The sequence below is a fragment of the Actinomyces oricola genome (assembly GCF_004104015.1).
In the GTDB taxonomy this organism is placed as follows: domain Bacteria; phylum Actinomycetota; class Actinomycetes; order Actinomycetales; family Actinomycetaceae; genus Actinomyces; species Actinomyces oricola.
Genome location: NZ_RYFV01000016.1, coordinates 23,471 through 48,209 on the forward strand (window position 1 = coordinate 23,471; position 24,739 = coordinate 48,209).

Here is a 24,739-nt window from a genome sequence, read left to right on the forward strand (position 1 = left end):
TAGAACAACGATCTACGAAAGGAGGGTGACGTGACTTCCACCCTGACTCGGTCGGCCGCCGTGGGCGCCGACCGCGGCACCACCGAGCCGTCGCTCATCGACCATGAGGCGGGCTTCAGCCCTGCCGGACACGACGGACACGGCGAACACGGCGAGCACGAGGGCCCTGCCGAGCACGAGGGCCCCGCCGGGCTCGCCGATTCCGCCTCCCTGGTGGCCCGCCCGCGCCACATGCTCAAGGCCGCTGCCCTGGCCGCCCTGTGCTTGGCCGAGCTGCTCGTCATTATCGACAACACCATTGTCAACGTCGCCATCCCGACCTTCTCCCGCGAGATGCGGGCCTCGACCACTGAACTCCAGTGGATCGTCGACGCCTACACCCTGGCCTTCGCCTGCCTGCTCCTCCCCGCCGGGCACCTCGGCGATCGCCTCGGCCGGAGGGTCGTCCTCATGGCGGGCCTGGCCTGCTTCGCGATCGTCAGCGTGGCGACGGCGTTGTGCACCGGGCTGGGGGCGCTCATCGCCTGCCGCGTGCTCCTCGGGGTGTGCGCCGCACTCATCTACCCGGCCACTTTGTCCCTCATTATGACGACCTTCGCCGGTTCGCCCCGCAAGAGCCTGGCCGTCGGCCTGTGGGCGGCGACCTCCGGGATCGGCATCGCCATGGGCCCGATTCTCGGCGGCGTGCTCCTGGAGCACTACTCCTGGGAGTCGATCTTCTGGGTCAATGTGCCCATCGGCCTCATTGCCGCCGGCGCCGTCGGCCTGTTCGTGGCCGAGTCGCGGGCCGGTGACGGAGCTCGCTTCGACTTCCTGGGCGCCGTGCTGTCCACCGCCGGTGTGGGCGGACTCGTCTGGGGCATTATCGAAGGGCCCCACCGCGGCTGGACATCGGGTGAGGTGGGCATCGCCTTCACCATCGGTGTTGTCTCGCTCATAGGGCTCGTGGCCTGGGAGCTGCAGTGGCACCACCCCCTCATCGACATCCGCCTCTTCCTGCGCCGCCAGTTCTCCGCCGGCGCGATCGCGATCGCCGCGGCCTTCTTCGGGCTGTTCGGCTTCACCTTCCTCATCACCCAGTACTTCCAGGCGATCCGCGGCTACAGCGCGCTGCTGGCCGGGGTGGCCACCCTGCCCTTCGCCGTCGTCATGGCGGCCGTCTCCGCACTGGCCCCCGCCCTGGCTCGCCGCTTCGGCGCCGGATGGGTGGTCGGCGCGGGGCTGGCCATTATGGGCATCGGATTCTTCCGGGTGGTCGTGCTGACGGCGGAGTCCTCCTACTGGCTCATTATCGTGCCGGCCATGGTGGTCATGGCAGGTGGCCTCGCCCTCGTGCAGGCCCCCGCCACGAGCGCCATCATGGACGTGGTTCGCGGCGAGCAGGTCGGTGCGGCCTCGGCCATGAACGACACGACGCGCGAGGTCGGCGGCACCCTCGGGGTCGCCGTCCTGGGCTCGGTGGTGGCCGGGCAGTTCGCCGACTCCATTGACGCCGCCGTCCTCCCCGATGGTCTGCCGGCCGAGGTGCTAGTGCCGGCCCGCGGCTCGATCACTGCGGCCATGACCATCTCCGACCAGCTTCCCGACCCCCTCGGGGCGGCCCTGCGCGACGCCTCGACGACGGCCTTCATGGAGGCCCTCCACCACGCCGTCCTGGTCGTCGTCGCCGTCGCCTGGGTTGGCGCGGTCATCTCAGTTCTCCTCCTCCCCCGTCACCGGCAAGACCGGTGACGGGGGAAGCCGGCACCCCTCCTCGGCCTTGGCGGGCCAGTGGAGGGGCTGCTCACTGACGACCCGGTGCATTCCGGGCCCGCCAGGGGGTGCGGCCTCGTTCTGGGGCCGCACCCCCTGGCCTCATGACCGGGCGGTCCGCGGTGATGGCGTGAGCCCTCCCTCACCGCGCCGGCAGCCCTGGCAGTCGCGCCGCGGTGCTCAGGACCGGGTGATGCCGCGCAGGATGACGTCGAGAAGCAACTCGTAGTCGATCTCACTGACCCTGTGCGTCGGGTCGGTGGTCTCGTGGTTTTGGCGGATTTCGATGGAGATGGCGCCTTGGATGCTGGCCCAGATGGCGCTGGCGAGATTGGTGGGGTTGGCGGTGATGAAGGCCCCGGCCGCCTGTCCGTATTGGATGAGGTGGACGAGTTGGGCGAAGGCGTTGTGGGTGTTGGGGCCGGGGTGGGTGGTCCACATGAGGTCGTAGGAGCGGGGGTGGGTGGTCATGAGCTTGTGGACGATGATTCCGGCTTGGCGGAGGCGTTGGTGGGGGTCGGGTTCGGTGATGGTGCCCAGGGCCTGGGCGAGGTTGGCGAAGTGGTGCTCGGCGACGGCGTCCAGGAGGCCCTGTTTGTCCCCGAAGTGGTTGTAGACGCTCATGGGGGCGACGCCGGCGTGTGCGGCGACGGCGCGGATGGTCACCGCTCCCAGCCCCTCGGCTTCAAGGATCTCAGTCGTAGCGCGAATGACGGTGCCCGGCAGATCCTTGGAGCGGGTGCGTCCGCGTGCGTCGATCCTCTTCGGCATCGTCTTCCCCTCGAATCATTAGGCGCCGGCTGGCGCAGGGCAACATGGTATCCGCGCTCAGGCCCGCTCTCCCGAGGCGGCCCGCCCGCCCGGCCTCACCCCCGAGGCGGGGCGCCGAGGGCTCACAGGAGGACGACGACGCCGCTCAGGTTCACGAGGGAGTGCACTGCTATGGAGTAGAGGAGGTTGCCCCTGGTGCGCACATACAGGATCCCCATGGCCAACCCGAAGCAGGCGTGCCCGATGACCCCCACCCACTCCGAAACCTGGAGGGCGTGCATGTGGAGCATGCCGAACAGGACACCGGAGACCACAACAGCCACCCAGCGCGGCGCCCAGAGCGAGATTGCGGGAATGAGGACCTGGCGGAAGGCCAGCTCCTCGACCACGGGGCCGAACACCCCCAACACCACCACAATGAGCAGGGGCGGATAGAGGGTCATGACCGTGGCGATTGAGGTGTCATTGTCCAGAGCCCGGTCGGCGGCGGGCAGGATTCCCTGCAGCACCCCCTGCAGCAGGTCCCCAAGGGTTTCGAGGGCCGCCATGCCCACGAAACCCAGGAGAAGAACGCCCAACGACCGCAGCTTGCGGGCGGCGATCTGCCGGGCCATTCGGGCCAGTTCGTGGCGCCAGGCCCACGTCCCCAGGGCGAACAGCGCAATGTAAGCGGTCATGACCACCGGGTGCCGGCGCCCGGTGGGGAGCCACAAGAAGAGCAAATGGAGCGGGAAGATCGTCGTGTAGACCACGATGAAGATCCCCTTGAGGATCCCGGTCGAACCTGAGCCGGTGCCCCACAGCCACCCGGGGGCCGCTCCGCCCCCCGGCCCCGCGGCCGAGTGCCCCGACGGCGCGCCCGCCACCGGGCCGGGCGCCTCTCGGGCCGCCCGCCGCATGATCCTCCCGGCGGCCGGGGGCCGCCGTAGTCGTCGTAATAGCCCCGCCACCCCCGATGGGCCCGTGCCGGGCAGCAGCCCGGCCCCCAGGCTGAACGATCCGCGCCGGAGGAGTGCGTCTGCTGCTGTCATGGGAATCTCCTTGTCCGTGCCTGAAGCGTCCGTGGAAGCATGCGCCGGGGCGTCAGGCGCGGGCATCAGCCGGACTGAGGAGACGGATGCGCGAGCCTCAGACCAGGGCATCGAACCCTGGTTCGATGAGTCGGCGCCCGCCCCTTCCTAGACTGGCGGCGTGCCCGCACCCGTCCTCACCCCGCGACGCTCAGGTCTGCGCATTGCCGTGACCGCCTGTGCGGTCGTGCTTTTCAGCATGATGTTCATCGCCGTGCCGGATCCCGGCTTCTGGGGGCGCCTGGTGTGGGGGGTTCTCCTGGTGGCCGTTATGGGGGGCTCCCTGTGGCTGCGGCGCCGCGACCGCCTCGCCTATGAACGCGCCCTGGCCGAGGCCGCCGCGGCCCGGGCGGTGGCCGAGGACCGCCTGGCCATTGCCCGCGAACTGCACGACGTCGTCTCCGGCGGCCTGGGCGCCATTACGGTGCGCGCCGCCGTCGCCCAGCGCCTGGAGGCCGGGCCCGAGGGGCTGCGCGCCGCCCTGGCGGACGTGGAGTCCGCCTCCCGGGAGGCCACCGACGGACTGCGGCGCATGCTGGGCGTCTTGCGCGGCCAGGACATGGCGGGGATGAGGACCCCGGCGGCGGCTCCCGCGGCCGCCCGCCCCGCCCCGACGACGCCGGACCCGGGCCCGGACGGACGGCCGGCCGCGGCCCCGACCCCGAAGGAGCCAGCGGCACTCGCCGACCCCACCGGCCTGCGGGCGGGGATTGACGGCGCCGTCCGACAGGCCCGCCGCAACGGCCTCACGGTCGAGGCCTCCTGGCAGGAGGAGCCGCGGACTGCGCACCGGGCCGGCCCCAGGGGGACGGCCGTGCCGCCCGCACTCCGGGAGGCGGCCGTCCGCCTGGTGGCGGAGGCCCTGGCCAATACGACCCGCCATGCCGGTCCCACGCGCGCGCACCTCGGCGTGCGGCATGAGCCCGGCTGGCTGCGCATCACCGTCGTCGACGACGGGCCCGCCGACGACTGGGCGCCCCGCCCCGGCGCCGGGCAGGGCCTGCGCGGCATGCGCGAGCGGGTCGAGGCCCTGGGCGGCTGGGTCAGCGCCGGAAAGCGGCGGGACGCGCCGGGCTTCGCTGTTGAGGCCGCCCTGCCGCTGCCCACGGGCGCCCCCGCCCGCCCGGTCCCGGCCCCGGGGCGAACACCCCGGCCCCTATCCGGCGCCCCGGCACAGCGCCCGGCCCCGCCCCGGGAGCGGACAAGCCCACTGCCGAACCCGGGGGGATCCCGGTGAGCGGGCCAATCCGGGTGCTCATTGCCGAGGATCAGGGGCTGCTGCGCGCCTCCCTCGTGGCGCTACTGGAGGCCGAGGAGGACATGAGCGTCGTCGCCACCGCCGTCGAGGGCGGCCAGGCTGTCGACCTGTGCGTCCGCCTGCGCCCCGACGTCGTTCTCATGGATATCCAGATGCCCGGCATCTCCGGCATTGAGGCCACGGCCAGGATCTGCGCGGACCCGGCGCTGGCGGGCACGCGCGTGCTCATCTTGACCATGTTCGGGGTGGACGACTACGTCATGGGGGCGCTGCGCGCCGGCGCCTCCGGCTTCCTGCTCAAGGACACCGACCCCCAATCACTGGTGGACGCAGTGCGCACCATTCACGCGGGCCAGTCACTGCTCAGCCCCCAGGTGCTGGAGCGGCTCGTGGCCGGCGGCGTGAGCAGGCCCAGCGGGTCGGACTGGACGGCCGTGGGGCGACTGACCCCCAGGCAGCGGGAGGTCCTCACCCTGGTCGCCCGGGGATTGTCCAATAGCGAGATTGAGGCCGAGCTCTCCATCACCCGGGCCACCTGCCGCAGCCACATGACCGCTCTGCTGTCCCGGCTCGGCGCCCGTGACCGCGCCCAGCTGGTCATTGCCGCCTACGAGGCCGGCTTGGTCACCGCCTCCCCCTCCTGAGCGGCGCACCGTCATCCCCGAATCCGGCCCCGGCCCCGACTCGTCGGCGTGCCCGCGCCGGCGCCCCGCCCCACGGACGGACAACCGTCAGGCAACTTCTCGGGCTTCTCGGGCGCGCTCACGGAACACCAAGGTGCGCTGGGCCGCGTAGGAGGCCGCGTAGATTGAGGCGTCGCCGAGGATCTTAGCCACCCCCAGGGCAATACCGAGGCCGGTGAGCGCCTCCAACATGAGGTAGGAGGCTGCCAGCAGGGTCAGGGCCAGGGCCGCGTACCGCACCGCCGTGCGCCCCACTGTGCCGGGATGGGCCTTGAAGACGCGGCGGTTCATGAAGAAGTTCGCGGTCCCACTGGTCAGGCGCGCCCCCACCGCCGCCACCAGGAGGTTGCCGGTCAGGGCCGCCAGCACCATCACCCCCACCCAGTCAATGGCGAAGCTCGCCAGTGAGGCGCCCACGAAGCGCAGCAGGGGGGCGTAGATGCGCGCCGAGTCCTGCAAGGGGTGGAAGTGGCTGGAGGTGTTGCCCGGTTCGTAGACCGTGGCGATCTCAACCTCTTCGACCTCCAAACCCAGCTCATGAGCGCGCAGGAGCGCCGAGAGCTCGTACTCGTAGCGGCTTCCGGGCACCTGAGTCAGCCACTCCAGCCGGCCCGCCGGGTAGCCGCGCAGACCCGTCTGAGTGTCCCCCAGGCGCCACCCGGTGGCTCCGCGGAACAGCAGCGCGGTCAAGGAGTTGCCCACTCGGCTGCGCAGTGGCACCGGACCGGTGAAACGCCGCACCCCCAGGGTCATGTGCCCGCTGTTGCGCACCTGGCGGGCCACGGCCGCGATATCCGACGGCGTGTGCTGACCATCGGCGTCGGCGCACACCACGTCCGCCCCGGGCCAGGCCTTCAAGGCGTGCGCCACCCCGGTGCGCAGCGCCTGCCCCTTGCCCAGGTTGCGGTCGTGTCCAATAACCCGCGCGCCCCGGTCACGGGCGGCCGCGAAGACGCGGGCGCAGTCCGCATCCGAGCCGTCGTCAACAATGAGCACCTGGCAGCCGGGCAGCCGGCGGCCCAGATCCTCCACCAGGGACGGCAGGCGCATGGTGGGCTGGTAGGCGGGGATGAGGATCACCAGGTCCACGGGCCGGCGCGGGGCCACCGGGCGCCGGGCGCCAATAGTCCGCTGCCCGCTCATGGCCCGCCGCCCACCGGGTTGGGCCGGGTTGTCGGCGGCGGGGGCCGCGGGGCCGGAGCGGTCGGTTGGACTCGGGGTGTCGGCCGGGCGCCGGGTGCGCGAGGCGCGCTGCGAGGCCGTCGGGTCTTCCAGACGGCGCCGGGGGGCGGCGCGGGCGGAGGTGTCCAGGTTCATCTCAGACCCCACTTTCAAGGTAGAGGATGTCGGACGTGGCCCGTTCCCCGCCGTTGGAGGGCTGGTTGATGATCGAGCCGCCCCAGTACATGGCCGAGGAGCCGCCGCCGTCGAGGTTGTAGGCGACCCGGCAGCCCAGGTCCACCATGATCTGGGCGAGCCCGCTCATGGTCACCCCGCGCGAGTACCCCTCCTCGCGGCCGTCGACCACGACCAGCATGAGGTGGTTGGCCTCCACCCAGCCGACGGCCGTGCGCGGCTGAAGCCCCTGGATGGAGTGGTTGCCGACGTTGGTGTCCACCTCGACCTCGTCAATGCCCGCCGGCACCGCGCCGTCGTCGACCAGCGCCGGGCCGAAGGACAGCGTGTTCCAGGCGCCCGAATCCACCAGGTCCTGGGCGGTGGTGGTGGTCTCGTCGTAGATCTCCGCGCGGCCGTCGGTGTACAGCACCAGGCCCTGGCGCACGCCGTTGTCGCGGTAGATCGCGCCGTTGCGAATGAGAATGCCCTCGGAGCGGAAGCCGTAGTAGTCGCCGTTAATGGCCAGGACGGCGTTGTGCTCCGCGGCAATAGCGGAGGGCTTGGCGGTGATATTGAGGCCGAACTCGTTGTTGGCGAAGGCGCTGCGCAGGGCGGTGGCGTCGCTCAGGCGCAGGTCGGCGGCGTAGTAGGTGACGGTCTCGGAGCCCGAGCCGCTGGTCACCGTGCGGATCTGCGCGTTCGTGGTCGGAGAGGTGTAGGTGGTGTCGGTCAGGGTGACCGCGGTGGGGTCGGCGGTGGCCGCCATCTTCACCGAGGAGTTCTCCGCCTCGTAGGCGGCAACATCGGTGATCTCCACATGGTCGATGACAAAGCGGTTGAGCGCCCAGGCGCTCGTGCCGGTGACGGCCAGACCGAGGACGGCGCCGCCGCCCAGGAGGACGTTGCGGCGGGAGTGCTTTTTCGTGGCGGGGCTATCTGCGGCGCGAGCCGTGGCCCGGTGTCGGCTGGTCATGGCTCAACGGTGGTGGGCGCATGTGTGGCGGTCGTAGTGCCGGCATGTGCATTCCCTGAGAATCTGAGGGAAGGCGCCGTGGCCGTGCCCGATTCAGGCCGACGCCGCTGAGGCTGCCGAGATTGCCGAGATTGCTGAGATTGCTGAGATTGCTGAGATTGTCGAGATTGCTGCGGGTGGACTCCGGGCCGCCGGCGGTGGCAGGATGAGGGCGATCCGCGCGGGCCTCTGGCAGCGGACGACCGCGTCGCCATGACGGACTCCATCGTCTGCTTCCCGGCGGCCCCGCGTTGGATTGACCCTCCCCATTGCTGACGGCACCGGAGCTCCGCTCCGGTGACAGATGCTCCCTTACACACCGGCGCGTGCGGCCCCGCGGCCGACGCTGAGGAGTTCCCATGCTCAGAATTGTCACGCCCTCCTTCACCCCCTCCCCCTCTTGCGCAGGTACAGGTACAGCTGCCCGCAGGTCTCCACGAATGATGGCCGCGGCCGCCGCTGCGCTCATCGCCATGTGCCTGCTCCTGACCGGCTGCGACGGCACCTCGGACAGCGGTGACAGCCCACAGGTGCGCGAAAGCGTTTCGCAGAAGGAAACCGAGCAGGCCGCCCCGGAGGAGGCCCCCCAGCCGGCGGCCGAGCAAGACGACGCCCAGGAGGAGGCCGACCGGGCTGCCCAGGAGGCGGCTGCTCAGGAAGCCGCCGACCAGGCCGCCCAGGAGGCGGCCGCTCAGGAAGCCGCCAACCAGGCCGCCCAAGAAGCGGCTCAGCAGGAGGAGGTTCGGGAGCAGGCCCCGACCTCCGTGTACTACGCGAGCTGCGCGGACGCTCGCGCGGCAGGTGCTGCGCCCTTGTACGAGGGCGACCCCGGGTATCGCAGGCAGCTGGATCGCGACCGCGACGGAATCGCCTGCGAGTAGTGAGCCCCGCCCCCGGTGCGCCGTGACGCCGCGTTTTGGCGACCCGGCCGCCGGAGTTCTGAACACCCCGCCCCCGGTGCGCTGCGGCGCCACCGGGGGCGCCGGTTTGCAAGCCGGCTCTCGTTCCCGTGGGGTCACGGCCCGAGCATGCCCGGTGTCACAGCCCGGCCCTGGGAATACCCGCACCACTTACAGGGTTGAGCCAAGCAGACTCAAGGTTGGCGAGTCGCGAGTTGACAACTCTCGACTCAACGACAAGCCTTGAGTGCATACCACTCAACCCGCCGGGCACTGATCCCGGCGGCATGGACCACCCGCCCGGCCTTCTGGCCGCCGGCCCAAGAACAACAAGGAGCACCACATGGCACGCGCCGTCGGTATCGACCTCGGAACCACCAACTCCGCCATTGCCGTCCTGGAGGGCGGCGAGCCCACCATCATTCCCAACGCCGAGGGCGGCCGCACCACCCCCTCCGTCGTCGCCTTCTCCAAGTCGGGCGAGGTCCTGGTCGGCGAGATCGCCAAGCGCCAGGCCGTCACCAACGTCGACCGCACCATCTCCTCCGTCAAGCGCCACATGGGCACCGGCTGGTCCGTGGAGATCGACGGCAAGAAGTACACCGCCCAGGAGATCAGCGCCCGCATCCTGGCCAAGCTCAAGGCCGACGCCGAGGCGTACCTGGGGGAGTCCGTCACCAACGCCGTCATTACCGTCCCGGCCTACTTCAACGACGCCGAGCGCCAGGCCACCAAGGAGGCCGGCACCATCGCCGGATTGAGCGTGGACCGCATTGTCAACGAGCCGACCGCCGCGGCCCTGGCCTACGGCCTGGACAAGGGCAAGGAGGATGAGCTCATCCTCGTCTTCGACCTGGGCGGCGGCACCTTCGACGTCTCCCTGCTGGAGGTCGGCAAGGATGAGGACGGCTTCTCCACCATCCAGGTGCGCGCCACCAATGGCGACAACCGCCTGGGCGGCGACGACTGGGACGCCCGCATTGTCGACTGGCTGGTCAGCCAGGTGAAGTCCAAGAACGGCGTCGACCTGTCCAAGGACAAGATCGCCATGCAGCGCCTCAAGGACGCCGCCGAGCAGGCCAAGAAGGAGCTCTCCAGCGCGACCTCCACCAATATCAACCTGCAGTACCTGTCCATGAGCGAGTCCGGTCCCATCCACCTCGACGAGAAGCTCACCCGCTCTCACTTCGAGAAGATGACCGCCGACCTGCTGGAGCGCACCAAGGTCCCCTTCCACAATGTCATTAAGGACGCCGGGGTCAAGGTCGCCGACATTGACCACGTCATCCTCGTGGGCGGCTCCACCCGCATGCCCGCCGTCTCGGAGGTCGTGCGCGAGCTGACCAGCAAGGAGCCCAACAAGGGAGTCAACCCCGATGAGGTCGTCGCCATTGGCGCCGCCCTCCAGGCCGGGGTCATCCAGGGGGACCGCAAGGACGTCCTCCTCATTGACGTCACCCCTTTGAGCCTGGGCATTGAGACCAAGGGCGGGGTCATGACCAAGCTCATTGAGCGCAACACGGCCATCCCCACCAAGCGCTCCGAGGTCTTCTCCACCGCCGAGGACAACCAGCCCTCGGTCCTCATCCAGGTCTATCAGGGCGAGCGCGACTTCGTCCGGGACAACAAGCCCCTGGGCACGTTCGAGCTGACCGGCATCGCCCCGGCCCCCCGCGGCGTCCCCCAGATCGAGGTCTCCTTCGACATTGACGCCAACGGCATTGTCCACGTCTCGGCCAAGGACCGCGGCACCGGCAAGGAGCAGTCCATGACCATCTCGGGCGGCTCCGCGCTGCCCAAGGAGGACATTGACCGCATGGTCAAGGACGCCGAGGCTCACGCCGAGGAGGACAAGAAGCGCCGCGAGGAGGCTGAGACCCGCAACGCTGCCGAGCAGCAGGCCTACTCCATTGAGAAGCTCCTCAAGGACAACAAGGACAAGCTTCCCGCCAACGTCCACACCGAGGTCTCCGAGGCCGTCGACGAACTCAAGAAGGCCCTGGAGGGCACGGACGTCGAGGCCGTCAAGTCGGCCCAGGACAAGCTCTCCACCGTCTCGACCAAGATCGGTGAGGCCATCTACGCCCAGGACCAGGCCGCTGCCGCCTCCGCCGCCTCCGAGGACCCCGCCGCCGACGACGACATCGTCGACGCGGAGATCGTCGACGACGAGGACACCAAGTGAGCACCCACGAGGCACCCGACCAGGACGAGCCGATCGACCCGGCCCTCGCCGAGGCCGTGGAGGCCGCCTTCGACGGCGTCGAGCAGGACGAGCTCGACGCCGCTGGGACGGCCCCGGCCGAGACCGCCGAGGCTGTCGCGACCGGCGAGGCCGCCGAGGCCGCTGAGACCGGCGAGACCGGCGACGGCGAGACCACGGACACGGCCGAGCCCGACCCCCTGGCCGCGGCCCAGGCCGAGGCCGCACAGCTGACGGACGACCTCGCCCGCGCCCGCGCGGACCTGTACAACCTCCAGCAGGAGTACCAGGGTTTCGTGCGCCGCTCGCGCGAGGCGGCCGCCGGCCACCGCGAGACCGGGCGCGTCAGCGTCGTCGAGGCGCTCATCCCCGTCCTCGACGAGATCGCGCTGGCCGACCAGCACGGGGACCTCACCGGCACCTTCGCCACCACGGCCACCAAGCTCGAGTCGATCCTCGGTGAGAAGTTCGGCCTCGTGCGCTTCGGAGAGGTCGGCGACGTCTTCGACCCGATGCTCCACGAGGCACTCATGGCGACCGAGTCCGACGAGGTCAGCGAACCGACCATCGTACTGGTCCTCCAGCCGGGCTACCGCCTGGGCGAGAAGGTCGTGCGCGCCGCCCGCGTCCAGGTCGCCAACCCGGCCTGAGGCCGACCGGGGTCGGGACCCGGCCCGGGTCCCGACCCCGGCGGCGACGTCCACCGGCGCCCGCCGGTGCCCGAAGACACCCCGAGAGAAAGACACACTTACGACTACGTCACGCAGGAGGTGGTGACATGGCCAGCCAGGACTGGATGCACAAGGACTTCTACGCCGTCCTCGGTGTCGCCAAGGACGCCGACTCCGACACCATCAAGAAGGCCTACCGCAGCCTCGCCAAGAAGTACCACCCGGACCGCAACCCCGACGACGCCGTCGCCGCGGAGAAGTTCAAGGAGGTCGGCGAGGCCTACGCGGTCCTGTCCGACGCCAAGGACCGCAAGCAGTACGACGCCATCCGCTCCATGGCGAGCGGCGGCGCCCGCTTCACCGCCGGTGGTGCGGGGGGCGGCGGCTTCGAGGACATCTTCTCCATGTTCGGCGGCGGCTCCGGCGGCCAGAACATCGACATCGACGACCTTCTGCGCCAGTTCGGCGGGCAGCCCAGCCCCACCCGCCGCGGTGGCCAGCCCGGAGGCTTCAGCTTCGGCTTCGGCGGCTTCGGCTCCCAGCCCGAGCCGCGCAAGGGCCCCGACGTCCTCACCAACGTGCGCCTGGGCTTCCGCCAGGCCGTCGAGGGAGACACCGTCGAGCTGACGGCGGACGGGCGCACCATCACCACGCGCATCCCGGCCGGTGTCCACGACGGCCAGAAGATCCGCCTGCGCGGCAAGGGCCGTCCGGGCCGGGCAGGCGGCGACAACGGGGACATGGTCGTCACGGTCCACGTCGACAAGCACCCCGTGTACGCCATCGACGGCACGAACCTGCGCATGGACCTGCCCGTCACCCTCAAGGAGGCGGCCCTGGGCGCCACGGTCGAGGTCCCCCTGCTGGATGGCACGAGCACACGCGTCAAGATCAAGGCCGGCACCCAGTCCGGCACGGTCATGCGCCTGCGCGGCAAGGGCATCAAGCTGAAGAAGGGCGCCTCGGACCTGCTCGTCACGGTGCAGGTCGCCGTCCCGCGCAGGCTCTCGGCGCAGGCGAAGGAGGCCCTGGAGGCCTTCGACGCCGCCATGGGGGACACGGACCCGCGCGCAGCCCTGCGTAAGGAGGCTGCGACGTGAGCCGCCGTCGTACCGGCCAGGGGCTGGCATTCCTTGCGGAGGACGCGGAGGAGCGCGCGGTCTACGTCATCTCCGTGGCCGCGGACCTCGCCGGCATGCACCCGCAGACCCTGCGCCAGTACGACCGCCTCGGCCTGGTCTCCCCGGCCCGCGCCTCAGGGCAGGGCCGGCGCTACTCGCACCGCGACGTCGAGCGCCTGCGCCGCGTCCAGGCACTGAGCCAGGAGGGCGTCAACCTCGAGGGGATCCGCCGCGTCCTCGACCTGGAGCGCCGGGTCGAGGAGCTCGAGCGCGAGAACCGTCTCCTGCGGCTGCGTGAGGCGGCGGTCCAGCGGATCTTCGCCGCTGCCGCCGACGGCGAGGTCCAGGTCGTCGCAACCGGTCGACGAGGGCACAGGTCCACGGGCCGACCCGCTGCGGACGCATAGGTCTTCGCCTGAGCGTCGGCTCCACGGTCAGGCCCGTCGGCCAGTCCGACGGCCGCAACAGCAGCCGGCGGCCTCCAGCCCTCCGGCTGGAGGCCGCCGGTCACTGCTACGGCACCGACTCCTCCTCGTCCCCGGGCAGCTCGAGGACGGCGGTCATCCCTCCGGTGGGATTCGCGCTCAGGCTCAGGTGACCGCCGTGGGCGGTGGCCACGGCGGTCACGATGGCCAGGCCCAGCCCGTGCCCGGATCCCCGGGTTCGCCCCCGGCCCTCGCCGCGGACGAAGGGCTCGCGCAGGGACTCGACGCTGTCCGGCGCGACCGGGGAGCCGTCGTTGCGGATCGTCAGCCGCACGCCGTCGGCCAGGTGCGCCATCCCGACAGTGATCCGGCCGCCATCGGTGTTGTAGCGGACCGCGTTACCCAGCAGGTTGGCCACGCTCTGACGCAGCAGCACCGGGTCGCCCGGGACATGGGCGGGCAGCAGGTGGGTGGACAGTCTCAGCCCGCGCTCGACCATCTGCGGGGCGATGAGCCCCAGGGCGTCACGGACCGTGGCCTTCATGTCGACGTCCTCGCGGGCGAGCCTGCCGGACTGGGCGTCGGCCAGGTCCAGCAGGGCGTCGATCGTCTCCCGGTTGGCCCGGTTGGTCTCCAGCACCCGGCCGAGGACCCGGCGCAGGTCCTCGGCCGAGGCCGTCGGGTCGGACAGAGCGACCTCGATCATGGTCTGGGTCGTGGCCAGGGGCGTGCGCAGCTCGTGGGAGGCGTTGGCGGCGAAGCGCCGGTGCACGGAGAAGGAGCGTTCCAAGGAGGACAGCATGTCGTCGAAGGTGTCCGCCAGGTCGTGGATCTCATCACGCGGCCCGGCCAGGGCCAGACGCTGGCTGAGGTCGCCCGAGGCGGCGCGCTTGGCGGCCGTGTTCATCGACGACAGCGGTCGCAGCATCCGCCCCGCCAGGACCCAGCCGACGGTGCCGGAGAGCACCACGAGCAGCGCCAGTACGCCGATGGCCGAACGCATGATGCTGCCGAGCAGCTCGAACAGGTTCGTGTCCACCTGGGTGGCCTCGCTGGTCTGCAAGGCCGGCGTGACGGTGACGTCGCCCGCGGGTGCGCTGATCTCGATACGGAGCGTGACATAGCGGGTGTAGACGTAGACCAGGGCGATGAGCACCGCGCCGGCGGCCGTCACCAGACCGGCGTAGGTCAGGGTCAGCCGGATGCGGATGCTCAGGCGTCTGGGGCGACGCGACCGCCTCTGCCGCCCCGAGCGGGTGCCGGTCTGCTGCGACCCGTGCCGCCCGTCGTCGGGAAGGGCCTCCCGCCCGCTCATGCGCTGAACCTGTAGCCCGCGCCGGGGACCGTCTGGATCACCCACGGCTCACCGAGCTTGCGGCGCAGGTGGGAGATCGTCACCCGGGTGGAGTTGGTGAAGGGGTCCGCGTTGGCGTCCCAGGCCTTCTCCAGGAGCGTCTCGGCGCTGAGGACCCCGCCCTCGGCCTCCATGAGGACCTGGAGGACCGCGAACTCCTTGGGACTCAGACGAATGAAGCGCCCGTCTCGGTAGACCTCCCGGCGGAAGGGGTCCAGACGCACACCGTGGGCCTCGATGACCGGAGTGCGTGCGGGTTGGCTGCGCCGCCCCAGGGCCCGCAGCCGGGCCACCAGCTCGGGGAACTCGAAGGGCTTGGTGAGGTAGTCGTCCGCCCCCAGCTCGAAGCCGCCCACGCGCGCGTCCAGCGTTCGGGACGCGGTGAGCATGAGGATGCGAATGCCGGGGTGCTCGTCGACCACCCGCCGGCAGACCTCGTCGCCGTGGATGATGGGCAGGTCCCGGTCCAGGACGACGATGTCGTAGTCGTTGGTCGCCACCTGCTCCAGGGCGCTGGCCCCGTCACCGACGACGTCGACGGCCATCGCCTCACGCCGCAGCCCGGTGGCGACGGCCTCGGCGAGATACTTCTCATCCTCCACGACGAGTACGCGCATTGTCTTGTCTCCTTCGCTGTGGTCTCGGTTGAGCTCGCGCCAGCTCGGCCGGTCCCGTTGCGCCCCGGCCGAAGCGTCTGCCCCATGTCTACCCGTTTCCGGCCCGCGCTGTCGCGCCCCTCCTGCGCCGACACCGCGTGTTGCCACAACATAAGCAAATCCTTGAATGCCGCGACAACACCGCCACCGCTTGGCTGTCTTCCGACCGAAGGGGCATCACCGCGCCACCCTCGGCACCGACCTAGACGAAAGGACCCTCTCTCATGAAGAAGAGCCTCAACACCCGGATCATCACCCGCACCGCCGCGCTGCTGACCTGCGCCGCGTGCGCAGCCGGGCTCATGACCGGATGCTCCAGCTCCGACACGGACACGGCCGCGGCCTCCGCCTCCGCCACCAGCGCAGACGACTACCTGCTCGAGATGGCCCAGTGCATGCGCGACAAGGGCATCGACGTCTCCGACCCCGACGCCAACGGCAACATTCAGTTCCCCGAGACCGACGCCGCCTACGCGGCCGCCGAGGAGTGCCAGCAGATCGTCGGCCCCGCTCCGGGCACGGAGGACCTCTCCAACCCCGAGACGCAGCAGGACCTCGTCCAGGCAGCCCAGTGCCTTCGTGACGCGGGCTACGACGTCCCCGACCCCGAGGCCGACAAGGGCCTTCAGCTCAACGGTGACATCCCCCAGGACGTCATGAACAAGTGCTTCACCGATCTTGGGAACCAGTGACGCGGCGCCCTTCAGCCAACCGACTTCTCACGTGGCCGAGCAGCCGCGCAGACATACAGACAGGCACGTACATGAAATTGACCACCATCTCCACGCAGGACGACGACAGCTCGACCGGCACGGAGGCAGACATGGGAGCGGTGCGCCGCACCCGGCGTCGGACCTTCCTGGCCATGGGGACAGTCGTGGTCCTTGCCGCGGGCGCGGGTGCAGGCGCCTTCGCCTTCAAGACCGGTCCCTTCGCCGCCAAGCCGCAGCCGACGGCGTCGACCTTCACCGGCGCCACCGACACCGTCACCAGGGGCGATCTTAAGGGCGAGACCTCCGTCACCGGCACCCTGCGCTACGCCGATGCGCACAAGCTCAGGTCCGCTTTCGACGGCATCCTCGTCCAGGCGCCCACCTCCGGCACGGTCCTGACCCAGGGCAATGTCATCTACAGCACGGGCAGCGAGTACGCCTACCTCATGCACGGCTCCATCCCCGCCTGGCGCACCTTCGAGGCCGGGATGGACAACGGCGAGGACATCCTCCAGCTCGAGACCCTCCTGCGCGACATGGGCTACTTCGACTATGAGCCCGACAACCACTTCAGCTGGGCCACCACCAGCGCCATCCTGAAGTGGCAGAAGGACGTCGGGCTGCCCCAGACCGGGACCATCCCCTTAGGACGGATGGTCTTCGTCCCAGGGGACCTGCGCGTGGGGGAGGTCAGTGCCCGAGTCGGGGACCGTGTCGGCATCGACACCGAGCTCTGCGACGTCACCTCCACCACCCAGGTGGTTGAGTCCAACGTCAAGCTCTCCGACCAGCAGCTCGCCGTCGTCGACACCGCCGTGACCATCACGCTGCCCGACGCCACGACCACGACGGGCACGATCACCTCCGTGGGCTCCCCCGTCGAGAAGAGCACGAACTCGGGCTCAGGCGCGGGTGGTAGTGAGACGAAGGAACGGGTCATCCCCATCACCATCTCTCTCGACGACACCTCCGCGACCGCCAACTTCCAGGAGGTCTCGGTCACCGTCGCCCTGCCCAGCGAGACGCGTGAGGACGTCCTGTCGGTGCCGGTGGGCGCCCTGCTGGCCCTGACCCCCGACCAGTTCGGCGTCGAGATCGTCGAGTCCAACGGCACCACCCGCAAGGTGCCGGTCACCATCGGACTGTTCGCCGGTGGACGTGTCGAGGTCTCCGGGGACGACATCGCCGAGGGGACCCGAGTGGTGGTGCCGCAGACATGAGCTCCATCCTGTCCCTGCGCGACGTGCGACGAACCTACGGGGAGCCGCCCGTAGCCGCCTGCGCGGGCGTGAGCCTGGAGGTCGACTACGGCGAGTTCGTCGCCGTAGTCGGCCCCTCGGGCTCAGGCAAGTCCACGCTCCTCAACCTCATCGGCACCCTGGACCGGCCCAGCTCGGGCACCGTCGAGATCGACGGCGTCGACGTCGGCTCCCTGTCCGACGCCAAGCTCTCGGCCCTGCGCGCCAGCCGCATCGGCTTCGTCTTCCAGCAGTTCCACCTGGCCGACGGCGTCAACGCGGTTGACAACGTGGCCGACGGCCTCCTGTACAGCGGCATCCCCCGCTCCGAGCGGCGCCGACGCGCCCGCATTGCCCTTGAGCGCGTCGGCCTGGCCCACCGGCTCGACCACCGGCCCCACCAGATGAGCGGCGGTGAGCGTCAGCGCGTGGCCATCGCCCGGGCCGTCGTCGGCGAGCCCCCGCTGCTGCTTGCCGACGAGCCCACGGGCAACCTCGACTCCGCCTCCGGGGCCTCGATCGTCGAGCTCCTCCACGAGCTCCATGACCAGGGAACCACCGTCATCGTCATCACCCACGACAACGAGCTGGCCGCCCAGCTGCCCCGGCAGATCGCCATCCGCGACGGCCGCATCGTGGGGGACTCAAGCCAGAAGGAGGTCGCCCATGGTATCCAAGCCGGGTCTTGACCGCTCCGCTGCCATCGAGGTCGACAAGGCCCGTCACCGCGCCTCGACCCGCCCGCTCCAGCGCTCGCGGCTGCGCCTGGCCGATGTGCTGCGCCTGGGGGGAACCGGGATCAAGTCCCGCCCTACCCGAGCCTTCCTGTCCGCTCTGGGCATCGCCATCGGTATCGCCGCCATGATTGCGGTGGTCGGCATCTCCGCCTCCAGCCGGGCGCAGCTGACCGCCCAGCTCGACTCGCTGGGGACCAACCTGCTGACGGCCTCGGCCGGTCAGGATCTCTTCGGCAACTCCTCCTCCCTGCCGCAGGACACCGTCGGCAGGGTCCGGCTCATCGACCGTGTCGAGAGCGCCTCAAGCACTGGCCTGGTCAAGAACGCGCTGGTCTACCGCAGCCCGCTCATTGACAAGAATGCCTCCGGCGGTATCACGACCATGGCGGCGGACCTCTCGCTGCTCGACGTCGTCGCCGGGCAGGTGGACCGGGGCACCTGGCTCAACGAGGCCACCGGCCAGTACCCGGCCACGGTCCTGGGGCATACGGCCGCTCAGCGTCTGGGCGTCGTCACTCCGGGCACCAAGGTGTGGCTCGGCGGCCAGTGGTTCACGGTGGTGGGCATCCTCAAACCGGTGGTCCTGGCCCCCGAGCTCGACTCCGCGGCGCTCGTCGGCCAGGAGACCGCCACGAGCCTGCTGGGGCACGACGCGAAACCGACGACGGTCTACGCCCGTAGCCAGGACTCCGCCGTCACCCAGGTGCGCGACCTCCTGGCGCCGTCGATCTCGCCCCAGGCCCCCAACGAGGTCAAGGTCTCGCGCCCCTCGGATGCGCTGGAGGCCAAGAACGCGGCCGACCAGGCCTTCACCAGCCTGCTGCTGGGCGTGGGCTCCATCGCCCTGCTCGTCGGTGGCATCGGGGTCGCCAACACCATGATCATCTCGGTGCTCGAGCGTCGTCGGGAGATCGGGCTGAGGCGGTCCCTGGGGGCGATGCGCGGCCACATCCTCGTGCAGTTCATGGCCGAGGCGCTGCTGCTGTCCACCCTGGGAGGCACCTTGGGCTGTGTCATCGGCATCGGGGTGACCGCCGGGATGGCGTCCGCGAACGACTGGCCCTTCTCCCTGCCGATCATCGCCGTCGCCGGCGGCCTGGGGGCCACCATCGTCATCGGTGCCCTGGCTGGCATGTACCCGGCCGTGCGGGCCGCGCGCACGCCTCCGACCGCCGCGCTCAACGCGCAGTAGGCAGCCCAGGAGGCAGCTGCGGCCGGCAGCCCGGGATCGCACGAGGGCCCCGCACCACACGGTGCGGGGCCCTCGCTCCTGTGACCGGAAGGCCACGGCGCCACCAGTCGGCGGGTCGGCTCAGTCGGTGCCGACCTTGCCGTCGACGGCGTCGCGGGCGGTGTCGATCTTGTCGTCGTGCTTGCCGCCGGTCGCCTTCTTGGCGGCGCCGGCTGCGGCGTCGAGCGCCTTGTCGCTGAGCGCCTCGGCCTTGTCGGAGCCGAGAGCGTCAGTGGCCTTCTTCGCCAGGTCGTCAAGTCCCATGTCAGTCTCCTTCCCGTCGGGTGGCACGGCGTCAAGCGACGGCGGCCTCGGCAGAATCGTGCCAGTTCTGGGCGCATAGGTCATCTGCGGGGCGGCTCCCGTTCTGCGAGTCCGTGCCGTCGCCGTCGGTGCCCGCGGAAGGCCCGGAGCCGACGGTCACAAAAGTTGAGTGGAATAGACTCAAGTCTGCGAGGGTTGAGTCGGTCTGAGGACGTCACCCAGCCCGAAGGAGCTCCGTATGGACACCAACTACACCACCCGCTCGCAGGAGGCGATCAGCGGCGCCATGCAGGCCGCCGCCGCGGCCGGCAACCCCCAGATCGAGACCGCCCACCTCCTGGCCGAGCTCCTCTCCCAGGCCGACGGCGTCGCCCCGGCGCTGCTGGCCGCCGCGGTCGGCGAGAACGGCCGCACCGCCGTCGGGGCCGCCGCCCGCCGCGCGCTCACCGGCCTGCCGAGCTCCGCCGGAGCCACCACCGGCCGGCCCCAGCCCTCCCGCGCCCTGCTCGCCGCCCTCGAGAAGGCCGGCGCCGAGGCCAGGGCTTTCGACGACGAGTACGTCTCCACCGAGCACCTGCTCCTCGCCCTGGCCGAGGGCGACGCCGCCGACCCCGCCACCAGGGCGCTGGCGGATGCCGGCGCCACCGCTGACGTCCTGCGCGCCGCCCTGCCCGAGGTCCGTGGCTCCGGCCGCGTCACCTCCGCCAACCCCGAGGGCACCTACAAGTCCCTGGAAAAGTACGGCACCGACCTGACCGAGGCCGCCCGCGAGGGCAAGCTCGACCCGGTCATCGGCCGCGACGCGGAGATCCGCCGCGTCGTGCAGGTCCTGAGCCGCCGCACGAAGAACAACCCCGTCCTCATCGGCGAGCCCGGCGTGGGCAAGACCGCCGTCGTCGAGGGCCTGGCCCAGCGCATCGTGGCCGGGGACGTGCCCGAGTCGCTGCGCGGCAAGCGCCTCATCGCCCTGGACCTGGCCGGCATGGTGGCGGGAGCCAAGTACCGCGGCGAGTTCGAGGAGCGCCTCAAGGCCGTCCTCAAGGAGATCAAGGACTCCGACGGCGAGGTCGTCACCTTCATCGACGAGCTGCACACCGTCGTCGGCGCGGGCGCCGGCTCCGACTCCTCCATGGACGCCGGCAACATGCTCAAGCCCATGCTCGCCCGCGGCGAGCTGCGCCTGGTCGGCGCCACGACGCTCGACGAGTACCGCGAGAACGTGGAGAAGGATCCCGCCCTGGAGCGGCGTTTCCAGCAGGTCTTCGTCGGCGAGCCCTCCGTGGCGGACACCGTGGCCATCCTGCGCGGCATCGCCCCCAAGTACGAGGCGCACCACCAGGTGACCATCTCCGACGGCGCCCTCGTGGCCGCCGCGACCCTGTCCGACCGCTACATCTCCGGCCGCCAGCTGCCCGACAAGGCCATCGACCTCATCGACGAGGCGGCCTCCCGCCTGCGCATGGAGCTCGACTCCAGCCCCGTGGAGATCGACGAGCTGCGTCGTCGGGTCGACCGGATGCGCATGGAGGAGTCCTACCTGGCCGACTCCATCGGCGACGAGGCGGCGGACCCGGCCGCCGCCGACCGTCTGGAGCGCCTGCGCGCCGAGCTCGCGGACGCCTCGGAGGCGCTGACGGCGCTCAACGCCCGCTGGGAGGCCGAGAAGGCGGGCCACAACCTGGTCGGCGAGCTGCGCGCCGCCCTCGACGAGCTGCGCACCAAGGCGGACCTGGCCGAGCGCGAGGGCCGCTTCGAGGAGGCCGGGCGGCTGCGCTACGGCGAGATGCCCGCCCTGGAGGCGCGCATCCGCGACACCGAGCTGGCCCAGGAGGCCGCTGAGTCCGTCGTCGGGCCCGACGGCGTGGAGCGCGAGCCCGCCACCGGTCCCATGATCGCCGAGAAGGTGGGCGCCCCGGAGATCGCCGAGGTCATCTCGGCCTGGACCGGCATCCCGGTGGGCAGACTCCTGGCCGGTGAGCAGCGCAAGCTCCTGGAGATGGAGCAGGTCATCGGCGAGCGCCTCATCGGCCAGAAGACCGCCGTGCTGGCGGTGGCCGACGCCGTGCGCCGCTCGCGCGCCGGGGTCTCCGACCCCGACCGCCCCACCGGTTCCTTCCTCTTCCTGGGCCCCACCGGCGTGGGCAAGACCGAGCTGGCCAAGGCCCTGGCCGACTTCCTCTTCGACGACGAGCGCGCCATCGTCCGCATCGACATGAGCGAGTACTCCGAGAAGCACTCGGTGGCCCGGCTCGTGGGCGCCCCTCCTGGCTACGTCGGCTACGAGGAGGGCGGCCAGCTCACCGAGGCCGTGCGGCGCCGCCCCTACTCGGTGGTCCTGCTCGACGAGGTGGAGAAGGCCCACCCGGAGGTCTTCGACATCCTCCTCCAGGTCCTCGACGACGGCCGCCTCACCGACGGCCAGGGTCGCACCGTGGACTTCCGCCACGTCATCCTCGTGCTGACCTCCAACCTGGGTAGCCAGTTCCTCATCGACCCGCTGCTCAGCCCGGAGGAGAAGCGCAAGGAGGTCATGGCACGGGTGCGCGCGGCCTTCAAGCCCGAGTTCCTCAACCGCCTCGACGACGTCCTCGTCTTCGACGCCCTGAGCAAGGAGGAGCTGGGGCGGATCGTCGAGATCCAGCTCGCCCGCATGGCCGAGAGGCTCGCGAGCCACCGCCTGAGCCTGACGGTGACCGACGACGCCCGCACCTGGCTGGCCGACGAGGGCTACGACCCGGCCTACGGTGCCCGCCCCCTGCGCCGCCTCATCCAGCGCGAGATCGGGGACAAGCTGGCCCGCATGATCCTGGCGGCCGAGGTCCTCGACGGCCAGGAGGTTGTCGTTGATCTCAGTCCCGACGGCGCCCACGCCGGTCTGGTTCTCACCGCCCGCGGGGAGGCGTGGGTGCCCAGCGCCACCAGCGCCGTGTGAGGCTGACTGTGCGAACCGGCCGCGGCCGGGCTGGGCCGGCCGCGGGCTGGGCCGGCCGCGGCCCAGGCCGAGGCCGCACAGCTGACGGACGACCTGGCCCGCGCCCGCGCGGACCTGTACAACCTCCAGCAGGAGTACCAGGGTTTCGTGCGCCGCTCGCGCGAGGCGGCCGCCGGGCACCGCGAGGCCGGCGCCGTCGGCGTCGTCGAGGCGCTCATCCCGGTCCTCGATGAGATCGAGCTGGCCCGTCAGCACGGGGACCTCACCGGTCCTTTCGAGACCACGGCCACCAAGCTCGAGTCGATCCTCGGTGAGAAGTTCGGCCTCGTGCGTTTCGGAGAGGTCGGCGACGTCTTCGACCCGATGCTCCACGAGGCCCTCATGGCGGTGGAGTCCAGCGAGGTCACCGAGCCCGCCGTCGCCATGGTCCTCCAGCCGGGCTACCGCCTGGGCGAGAAGGTCGTGCGCGCCGCCCGAGTCCAGGTCGCCAACCCGGCCTGACCCGCTGCCCAATGGCGGGGCCCGGAGCGCACATGCCGGGCCCCGCCGTCGGAGCGGAGCGGGCGCCGCACGGCTGGGAAGGCAAGAAGAATGACCGTAAAAAACACAGCACACGTAAGGAATGCACCTACGATCACCCGGATGAGGAGGCGGTGACGCAATGGCCAGTCAGGACTGGATGACCAAGGACTTCTACGCGGTCCTCGGCGTCGACAAGAACGCCGACGCCACCGCCATTAAGAAGGCGTACCGCACGCTCGCCAAGAAATACCACCCCGACCGCAACCCCGACGACGCCGCGGCGGCAGAGAGGTTCAAGGAGATCGGCGAGGCCTATGCGGTGCTCTCAGACTCCAAGGAGCGCCAGCAGTACGACGCCATCCGCTCCATGGCCGGGGGCGGGGCCCGGTTCACCGCCGGCGGCCCCGGCGGCGGCGCGGGCGCAGGCGGGTTCGAGGACATCTTCTCCTCCATGTTCGGCGGCCAGAGCGGCTCGGTCCGCTTCGAGACCTCCGGCGGCGCCGGGGAGCCGGACCTCGACGACCTGCTGCGCATGTTCGGCGGCACCCCCAGCCCCACGCGTTCGGGCGGCCGGCCGGGGCGCTTCGGCTTCGGGAGTTTCGGCACCCCGCAGCCGGTCAAGGGGCCCGACGTGGTCACCTCAGCTACCCTGGACCTGCGCGACGCCGTGGCGGGAACCACCGTGGAACTCACGGCTGACGGACGCACCATGAAGGTGCGCATCCCCGCCGGGGTCCACTCGGGCAAGAAGATCCGCTTGCGCGGCAAGGGCCGCCCCGGCATGAACGGCGGGGAGAATGGGGACATGGTGGTGACCATTAGCGTGGCCAAGCACCCGGTCTACTCCATTGACCCGACTGAACCCACCAACCTGCGCATGGACCTGCCCGTGACCCTCAAGGAGGCCGCCCTGGGCGCCACCGTCGAGGTCCCCCTGCTGGACGGCTCCACCTCCAAGGTGCGAATCGCCCCCGGGACGCCGTCGGGCACAGTCCTGCGTCTGCGCGGTAAGGGCGCGGACACCGCCAAGAAGACCGGCGACCTGCTGGTCACGGTGCAGGTGGCTGTTCCCAAGCGGCTCTCCAAGGAGGCCAAGAAGGCCCTGGAGGCCTTCGACACCGCCATGGGGGGCCTCGATCCGCGCGCCGACCTCATGAGCGAGGCCCGCCAATGAGCCCCCGGCGCCGCACCGGCCAGGGGGTGGATTTCCTGGCCGACGACGCCGCCGAGCGGGCTGTCTACGTCATCTCCGTGGCCGCGGACCTCGCCGGCATGCACCCGCAGACCCTGCGCCAGTACGACCGCCTGGGCCTGGTCATCCCGGCCCGCACCAGTGGGCGGGGCAGGCGCTACTCCCACCGCGACGTCGAGCGCCTGCGTCGCGTCCAGGCCCTCAGCCAGGACGGGGTCAACCTGGAGGGGATTCGCCGCATCCTGGAGCTGGAGCGGCGAGTGGAGCGCCTGGAGGCGGAGAACCGGGGCCTGCGGCTGCGGCAGGCCGCCGCTGAACGGATCTTCGCCGCGGCGGCCGACGGCGAAGTGCAGGTCGTGCCCGGCCGCTCAGGGCGGCCCGTGGGTCGCCCCGGCGCGAGCACCATGGGAGGAGCCGGGGTGAGTGCCTCTCGGACAACGGTCGGGGCGGCCGCGGGGAGGGCGGGGCCCGCCCGGCCGGCGGAGGACGCCGCCCGCACGGCCACGGGGGCCGCCAGCCGTCCGGCGGCCCCGGGCACCGCCCTGATCCTGCATTACGGCCGGTGAGGCGCAGCGCAGCGCTCTGCATGCGGGCGCTCCGTAAGTGAGCAGAACCGTGGCCCTGCCCACATTCGTCCACATGGCCATCGCGGTCAGAATCGCGGCCAGAACAGCCCGGCGAGGGGCGTGCGGAGCCC

At 70.9% G+C, this 24,739-nt stretch carries 22 protein-coding genes and 1 pseudogene; 16 read left to right on the forward strand and 7 right to left on the reverse strand.

From position 1 onward, the window contains the following. Positions 1-30: 30 nt before the first annotated feature. A complete protein-coding gene (locus EUC46_RS07625) occupies positions 31-1,731 on the forward strand; it encodes an MFS transporter (protein WP_241655474.1) in 1,701 nt (566 codons plus the stop codon). A gap of 201 nt (positions 1,732-1,932) precedes the next feature. On the opposite strand, the gene EUC46_RS07630 is transcribed toward EUC46_RS07625, so the two are convergent. Both EUC46_RS07630 and EUC46_RS07635 read right to left on the reverse strand, forming a co-directional pair. Next, positions 1,933-2,523 (reverse strand): TetR/AcrR family transcriptional regulator, encoded by a 591-nt coding sequence (locus EUC46_RS07630; protein ID WP_128773581.1) that lies wholly within the window; start codon positions 2,521-2,523, stop codon positions 1,933-1,935. A 122-nt stretch (positions 2,524-2,645) separates the two neighbouring features. After that, positions 2,646-3,554: a CPBP family intramembrane glutamic endopeptidase gene (locus EUC46_RS07635; RefSeq protein ID WP_164918778.1), complete on the reverse strand. Its 909-nt coding sequence runs from the start codon at positions 3,552-3,554 to the stop codon at positions 2,646-2,648. A 160-nt stretch (positions 3,555-3,714) separates the two neighbouring features. Here EUC46_RS07635 and EUC46_RS07640 point away from each other — a divergent pair, with 160 nt between their 5' ends. Further along, the gene (locus tag EUC46_RS07640; RefSeq protein WP_128773583.1) at positions 3,715-4,830 is read left to right on the forward strand and encodes a sensor histidine kinase; all 1,116 of its coding nucleotides are present in this window, start codon (positions 3,715-3,717) and stop codon (positions 4,828-4,830) included. Beyond that, positions 4,821-5,495: a response regulator gene (locus EUC46_RS07645; protein ID WP_206645937.1), complete on the forward strand. Its 675-nt coding sequence runs from the start codon at positions 4,821-4,823 to the stop codon at positions 5,493-5,495. The genes EUC46_RS07640 and EUC46_RS07645 overlap by 10 nt, the downstream gene beginning before the upstream one ends. 87 nt (positions 5,496-5,582) lie before the next feature. Here EUC46_RS07645 and EUC46_RS07650 read toward each other — a convergent pair whose 3' ends face one another. Both EUC46_RS07650 and EUC46_RS07655 read right to left on the reverse strand, forming a co-directional pair. Then, positions 5,583-6,851: a glycosyltransferase gene (locus tag EUC46_RS07650; protein ID WP_421701509.1), complete on the reverse strand. Its 1,269-nt coding sequence runs from the start codon at positions 6,849-6,851 to the stop codon at positions 5,583-5,585. Between the two features lies 1 nt (position 6,852). Continuing rightward, positions 6,853-7,845, reverse strand: coding sequence for a phosphodiester glycosidase family protein (locus tag EUC46_RS07655; RefSeq protein WP_128773584.1), 993 nt, complete (start codon positions 7,843-7,845; stop codon positions 6,853-6,855). 398 nt (positions 7,846-8,243) lie between these two features. Between EUC46_RS07655 and EUC46_RS12740 the strand changes: the two genes are divergently transcribed. From EUC46_RS12740 to EUC46_RS07680, 5 genes are all read left to right on the forward strand, one after another. Beyond that, positions 8,244-8,765 carry an excalibur calcium-binding domain-containing protein gene (locus EUC46_RS12740; protein WP_241655475.1) on the forward strand — a complete coding sequence of 174 codons (522 nt, stop codon included), beginning with the start codon at positions 8,244-8,246 and terminating at the stop codon, positions 8,763-8,765. Between the two features lie 361 nt (positions 8,766-9,126). Continuing rightward, a complete protein-coding gene (dnaK, locus tag EUC46_RS07665) occupies positions 9,127-10,968 on the forward strand; it encodes a molecular chaperone DnaK (RefSeq protein WP_128773585.1) in 1,842 nt (613 codons plus the stop codon). Beyond that, on the forward strand, positions 10,965-11,636 hold the full coding sequence (locus tag EUC46_RS07670; protein WP_128773586.1) for a nucleotide exchange factor GrpE: 672 nt from the start codon (positions 10,965-10,967) through the stop codon (positions 11,634-11,636). Before dnaK ends, EUC46_RS07670 begins: the two co-directional genes overlap by 4 nt. 128 nt (positions 11,637-11,764) lie before the next feature. Further along, the gene (locus EUC46_RS07675) at positions 11,765-12,757 is read left to right on the forward strand and encodes a DnaJ C-terminal domain-containing protein (protein ID WP_128773587.1); all 993 of its coding nucleotides are present in this window, start codon (positions 11,765-11,767) and stop codon (positions 12,755-12,757) included. After that, positions 12,754-13,185, forward strand: a complete 432-nt coding sequence (locus EUC46_RS07680) for a heat shock protein transcriptional repressor HspR (protein WP_128773588.1) — start codon at positions 12,754-12,756, stop codon at positions 13,183-13,185. Before EUC46_RS07675 ends, EUC46_RS07680 begins: the two co-directional genes overlap by 4 nt. A gap of 106 nt (positions 13,186-13,291) precedes the next feature. On the opposite strand, the gene EUC46_RS07685 is transcribed toward EUC46_RS07680, so the two are convergent. Together EUC46_RS07685 and EUC46_RS07690 are read right to left on the reverse strand one after the other, a co-directional pair. Next, on the reverse strand, positions 13,292-14,518 hold the full coding sequence (locus EUC46_RS07685) for a sensor histidine kinase (RefSeq protein ID WP_128773589.1): 1,227 nt from the start codon (positions 14,516-14,518) through the stop codon (positions 13,292-13,294). Beyond that, positions 14,515-15,174, reverse strand: coding sequence for a response regulator transcription factor (locus EUC46_RS07690; RefSeq protein WP_128773590.1), 660 nt, complete (start codon positions 15,172-15,174; stop codon positions 14,515-14,517). Before EUC46_RS07690 ends, EUC46_RS07685 begins: the two co-directional genes overlap by 4 nt. Positions 15,175-15,437: 263 nt before the next feature. On the opposite strand from EUC46_RS07690, the gene EUC46_RS07695 reads away from it, so the two are divergent. From EUC46_RS07695 to EUC46_RS07710, 4 genes are all read left to right on the forward strand, one after another. Further along, the gene (locus tag EUC46_RS07695) at positions 15,438-15,905 is read left to right on the forward strand and encodes a hypothetical protein (protein WP_128773591.1); all 468 of its coding nucleotides are present in this window, start codon (positions 15,438-15,440) and stop codon (positions 15,903-15,905) included. Positions 15,906-15,976: 71 nt separating this feature from the next. Next, entirely contained in the window at positions 15,977-17,146 is a 1,170-nt protein-coding gene (locus tag EUC46_RS07700) for a peptidoglycan-binding protein (RefSeq protein WP_128773592.1), read from the forward strand. After that, positions 17,143-17,853 carry an ABC transporter ATP-binding protein gene (locus EUC46_RS07705; protein WP_128773593.1) on the forward strand — a complete coding sequence of 237 codons (711 nt, stop codon included), beginning with the start codon at positions 17,143-17,145 and terminating at the stop codon, positions 17,851-17,853. Before EUC46_RS07700 ends, EUC46_RS07705 begins: the two co-directional genes overlap by 4 nt. Next, complete coding sequence (locus tag EUC46_RS07710; protein WP_128773594.1) at positions 17,831-19,093, forward strand: ABC transporter permease; 1,263 nt, start codon at positions 17,831-17,833, stop codon at positions 19,091-19,093. The genes EUC46_RS07705 and EUC46_RS07710 overlap by 23 nt, the downstream gene beginning before the upstream one ends. A gap of 120 nt (positions 19,094-19,213) precedes the next feature. Here the strand turns inward: EUC46_RS07710 and EUC46_RS07715 are convergent, their stop codons facing one another. Next, a complete protein-coding gene (locus EUC46_RS07715) occupies positions 19,214-19,396 on the reverse strand; it encodes an Rv0909 family putative TA system antitoxin (RefSeq protein ID WP_128773595.1) in 183 nt (60 codons plus the stop codon). A 238-nt stretch (positions 19,397-19,634) separates the two neighbouring features. Here EUC46_RS07715 and EUC46_RS07720 point away from each other — a divergent pair, with 238 nt between their 5' ends. The 4 genes and pseudogenes from EUC46_RS07720 (at position 19,635) to EUC46_RS07735 (ending at position 24,608) form a co-directional block, all read left to right on the forward strand. Further along, on the forward strand, positions 19,635-22,328 hold the full coding sequence (locus tag EUC46_RS07720; protein WP_128773596.1) for an ATP-dependent Clp protease ATP-binding subunit: 2,694 nt from the start codon (positions 19,635-19,637) through the stop codon (positions 22,326-22,328). Positions 22,329-22,382: 54 nt separating this feature from the next. Then, positions 22,383-22,829: pseudogene (locus tag EUC46_RS07725) on the forward strand (nucleotide exchange factor GrpE); the annotation flags it as partial. Between the two features lie 160 nt (positions 22,830-22,989). Continuing rightward, on the forward strand, positions 22,990-24,024 hold the full coding sequence (locus EUC46_RS07730) for a DnaJ C-terminal domain-containing protein (RefSeq protein ID WP_128773598.1): 1,035 nt from the start codon (positions 22,990-22,992) through the stop codon (positions 24,022-24,024). Continuing rightward, the gene (locus EUC46_RS07735) at positions 24,021-24,608 is read left to right on the forward strand and encodes a heat shock protein transcriptional repressor HspR (protein WP_128773599.1); all 588 of its coding nucleotides are present in this window, start codon (positions 24,021-24,023) and stop codon (positions 24,606-24,608) included. Before EUC46_RS07730 ends, EUC46_RS07735 begins: the two co-directional genes overlap by 4 nt. Positions 24,609-24,739 lie beyond the last annotated feature (131 nt).

Excerpts from the sequence above, each read along its gene's own strand:
- EUC46_RS12740 (WP_241655475.1), top strand. The coding sequence starts at position 8,244 with ATGCTCAGAATTGTCACGCCCTCCTTCACCCCCTCCCCCTCTTGCGCA.
- EUC46_RS07635 (WP_164918778.1), bottom strand. The coding sequence starts at position 3,554 with ATGACAGCAGCAGACGCACTCCTCCGGCGCGGATCGTTCAGCCTGGGG.
- EUC46_RS07730 (WP_128773598.1), top strand. The coding sequence starts at position 22,990 with ATGGCCAGTCAGGACTGGATGACCAAGGACTTCTACGCGGTCCTCGGC.
- dnaK (WP_128773585.1), top strand. The coding sequence starts at position 9,127 with ATGGCACGCGCCGTCGGTATCGACCTCGGAACCACCAACTCCGCCATT.
- EUC46_RS07630 (WP_128773581.1), bottom strand. The coding sequence starts at position 2,523 with ATGCCGAAGAGGATCGACGCACGCGGACGCACCCGCTCCAAGGATCTG.
- EUC46_RS07705 (WP_128773593.1), top strand. The coding sequence starts at position 17,143 with ATGAGCTCCATCCTGTCCCTGCGCGACGTGCGACGAACCTACGGGGAG.
- EUC46_RS07715 (WP_128773595.1), bottom strand. The coding sequence starts at position 19,396 with ATGGGACTTGACGACCTGGCGAAGAAGGCCACTGACGCTCTCGGCTCC.
- EUC46_RS07650 (WP_421701509.1), bottom strand. The coding sequence starts at position 6,851 with ATGAACCTGGACACCTCCGCCCGCGCCGCCCCCCGGCGCCGTCTGGAA.
- EUC46_RS07675 (WP_128773587.1), top strand. The coding sequence starts at position 11,765 with ATGGCCAGCCAGGACTGGATGCACAAGGACTTCTACGCCGTCCTCGGT.
- EUC46_RS07700 (WP_128773592.1), top strand. The coding sequence starts at position 15,977 with ATGAAATTGACCACCATCTCCACGCAGGACGACGACAGCTCGACCGGC.
- EUC46_RS07735 (WP_128773599.1), top strand. The coding sequence starts at position 24,021 with ATGAGCCCCCGGCGCCGCACCGGCCAGGGGGTGGATTTCCTGGCCGAC.
- EUC46_RS07685 (WP_128773589.1), bottom strand. The coding sequence starts at position 14,518 with ATGAGCGGGCGGGAGGCCCTTCCCGACGACGGGCGGCACGGGTCGCAG.
- EUC46_RS07720 (WP_128773596.1), top strand. The coding sequence starts at position 19,635 with ATGGACACCAACTACACCACCCGCTCGCAGGAGGCGATCAGCGGCGCC.
- EUC46_RS07695 (WP_128773591.1), top strand. The coding sequence starts at position 15,438 with ATGAAGAAGAGCCTCAACACCCGGATCATCACCCGCACCGCCGCGCTG.
- EUC46_RS07710 (WP_128773594.1), top strand. The coding sequence starts at position 17,831 with ATGGTATCCAAGCCGGGTCTTGACCGCTCCGCTGCCATCGAGGTCGAC.
- EUC46_RS07655 (WP_128773584.1), bottom strand. The coding sequence starts at position 7,845 with ATGACCAGCCGACACCGGGCCACGGCTCGCGCCGCAGATAGCCCCGCC.
- EUC46_RS07690 (WP_128773590.1), bottom strand. The coding sequence starts at position 15,174 with ATGCGCGTACTCGTCGTGGAGGATGAGAAGTATCTCGCCGAGGCCGTC.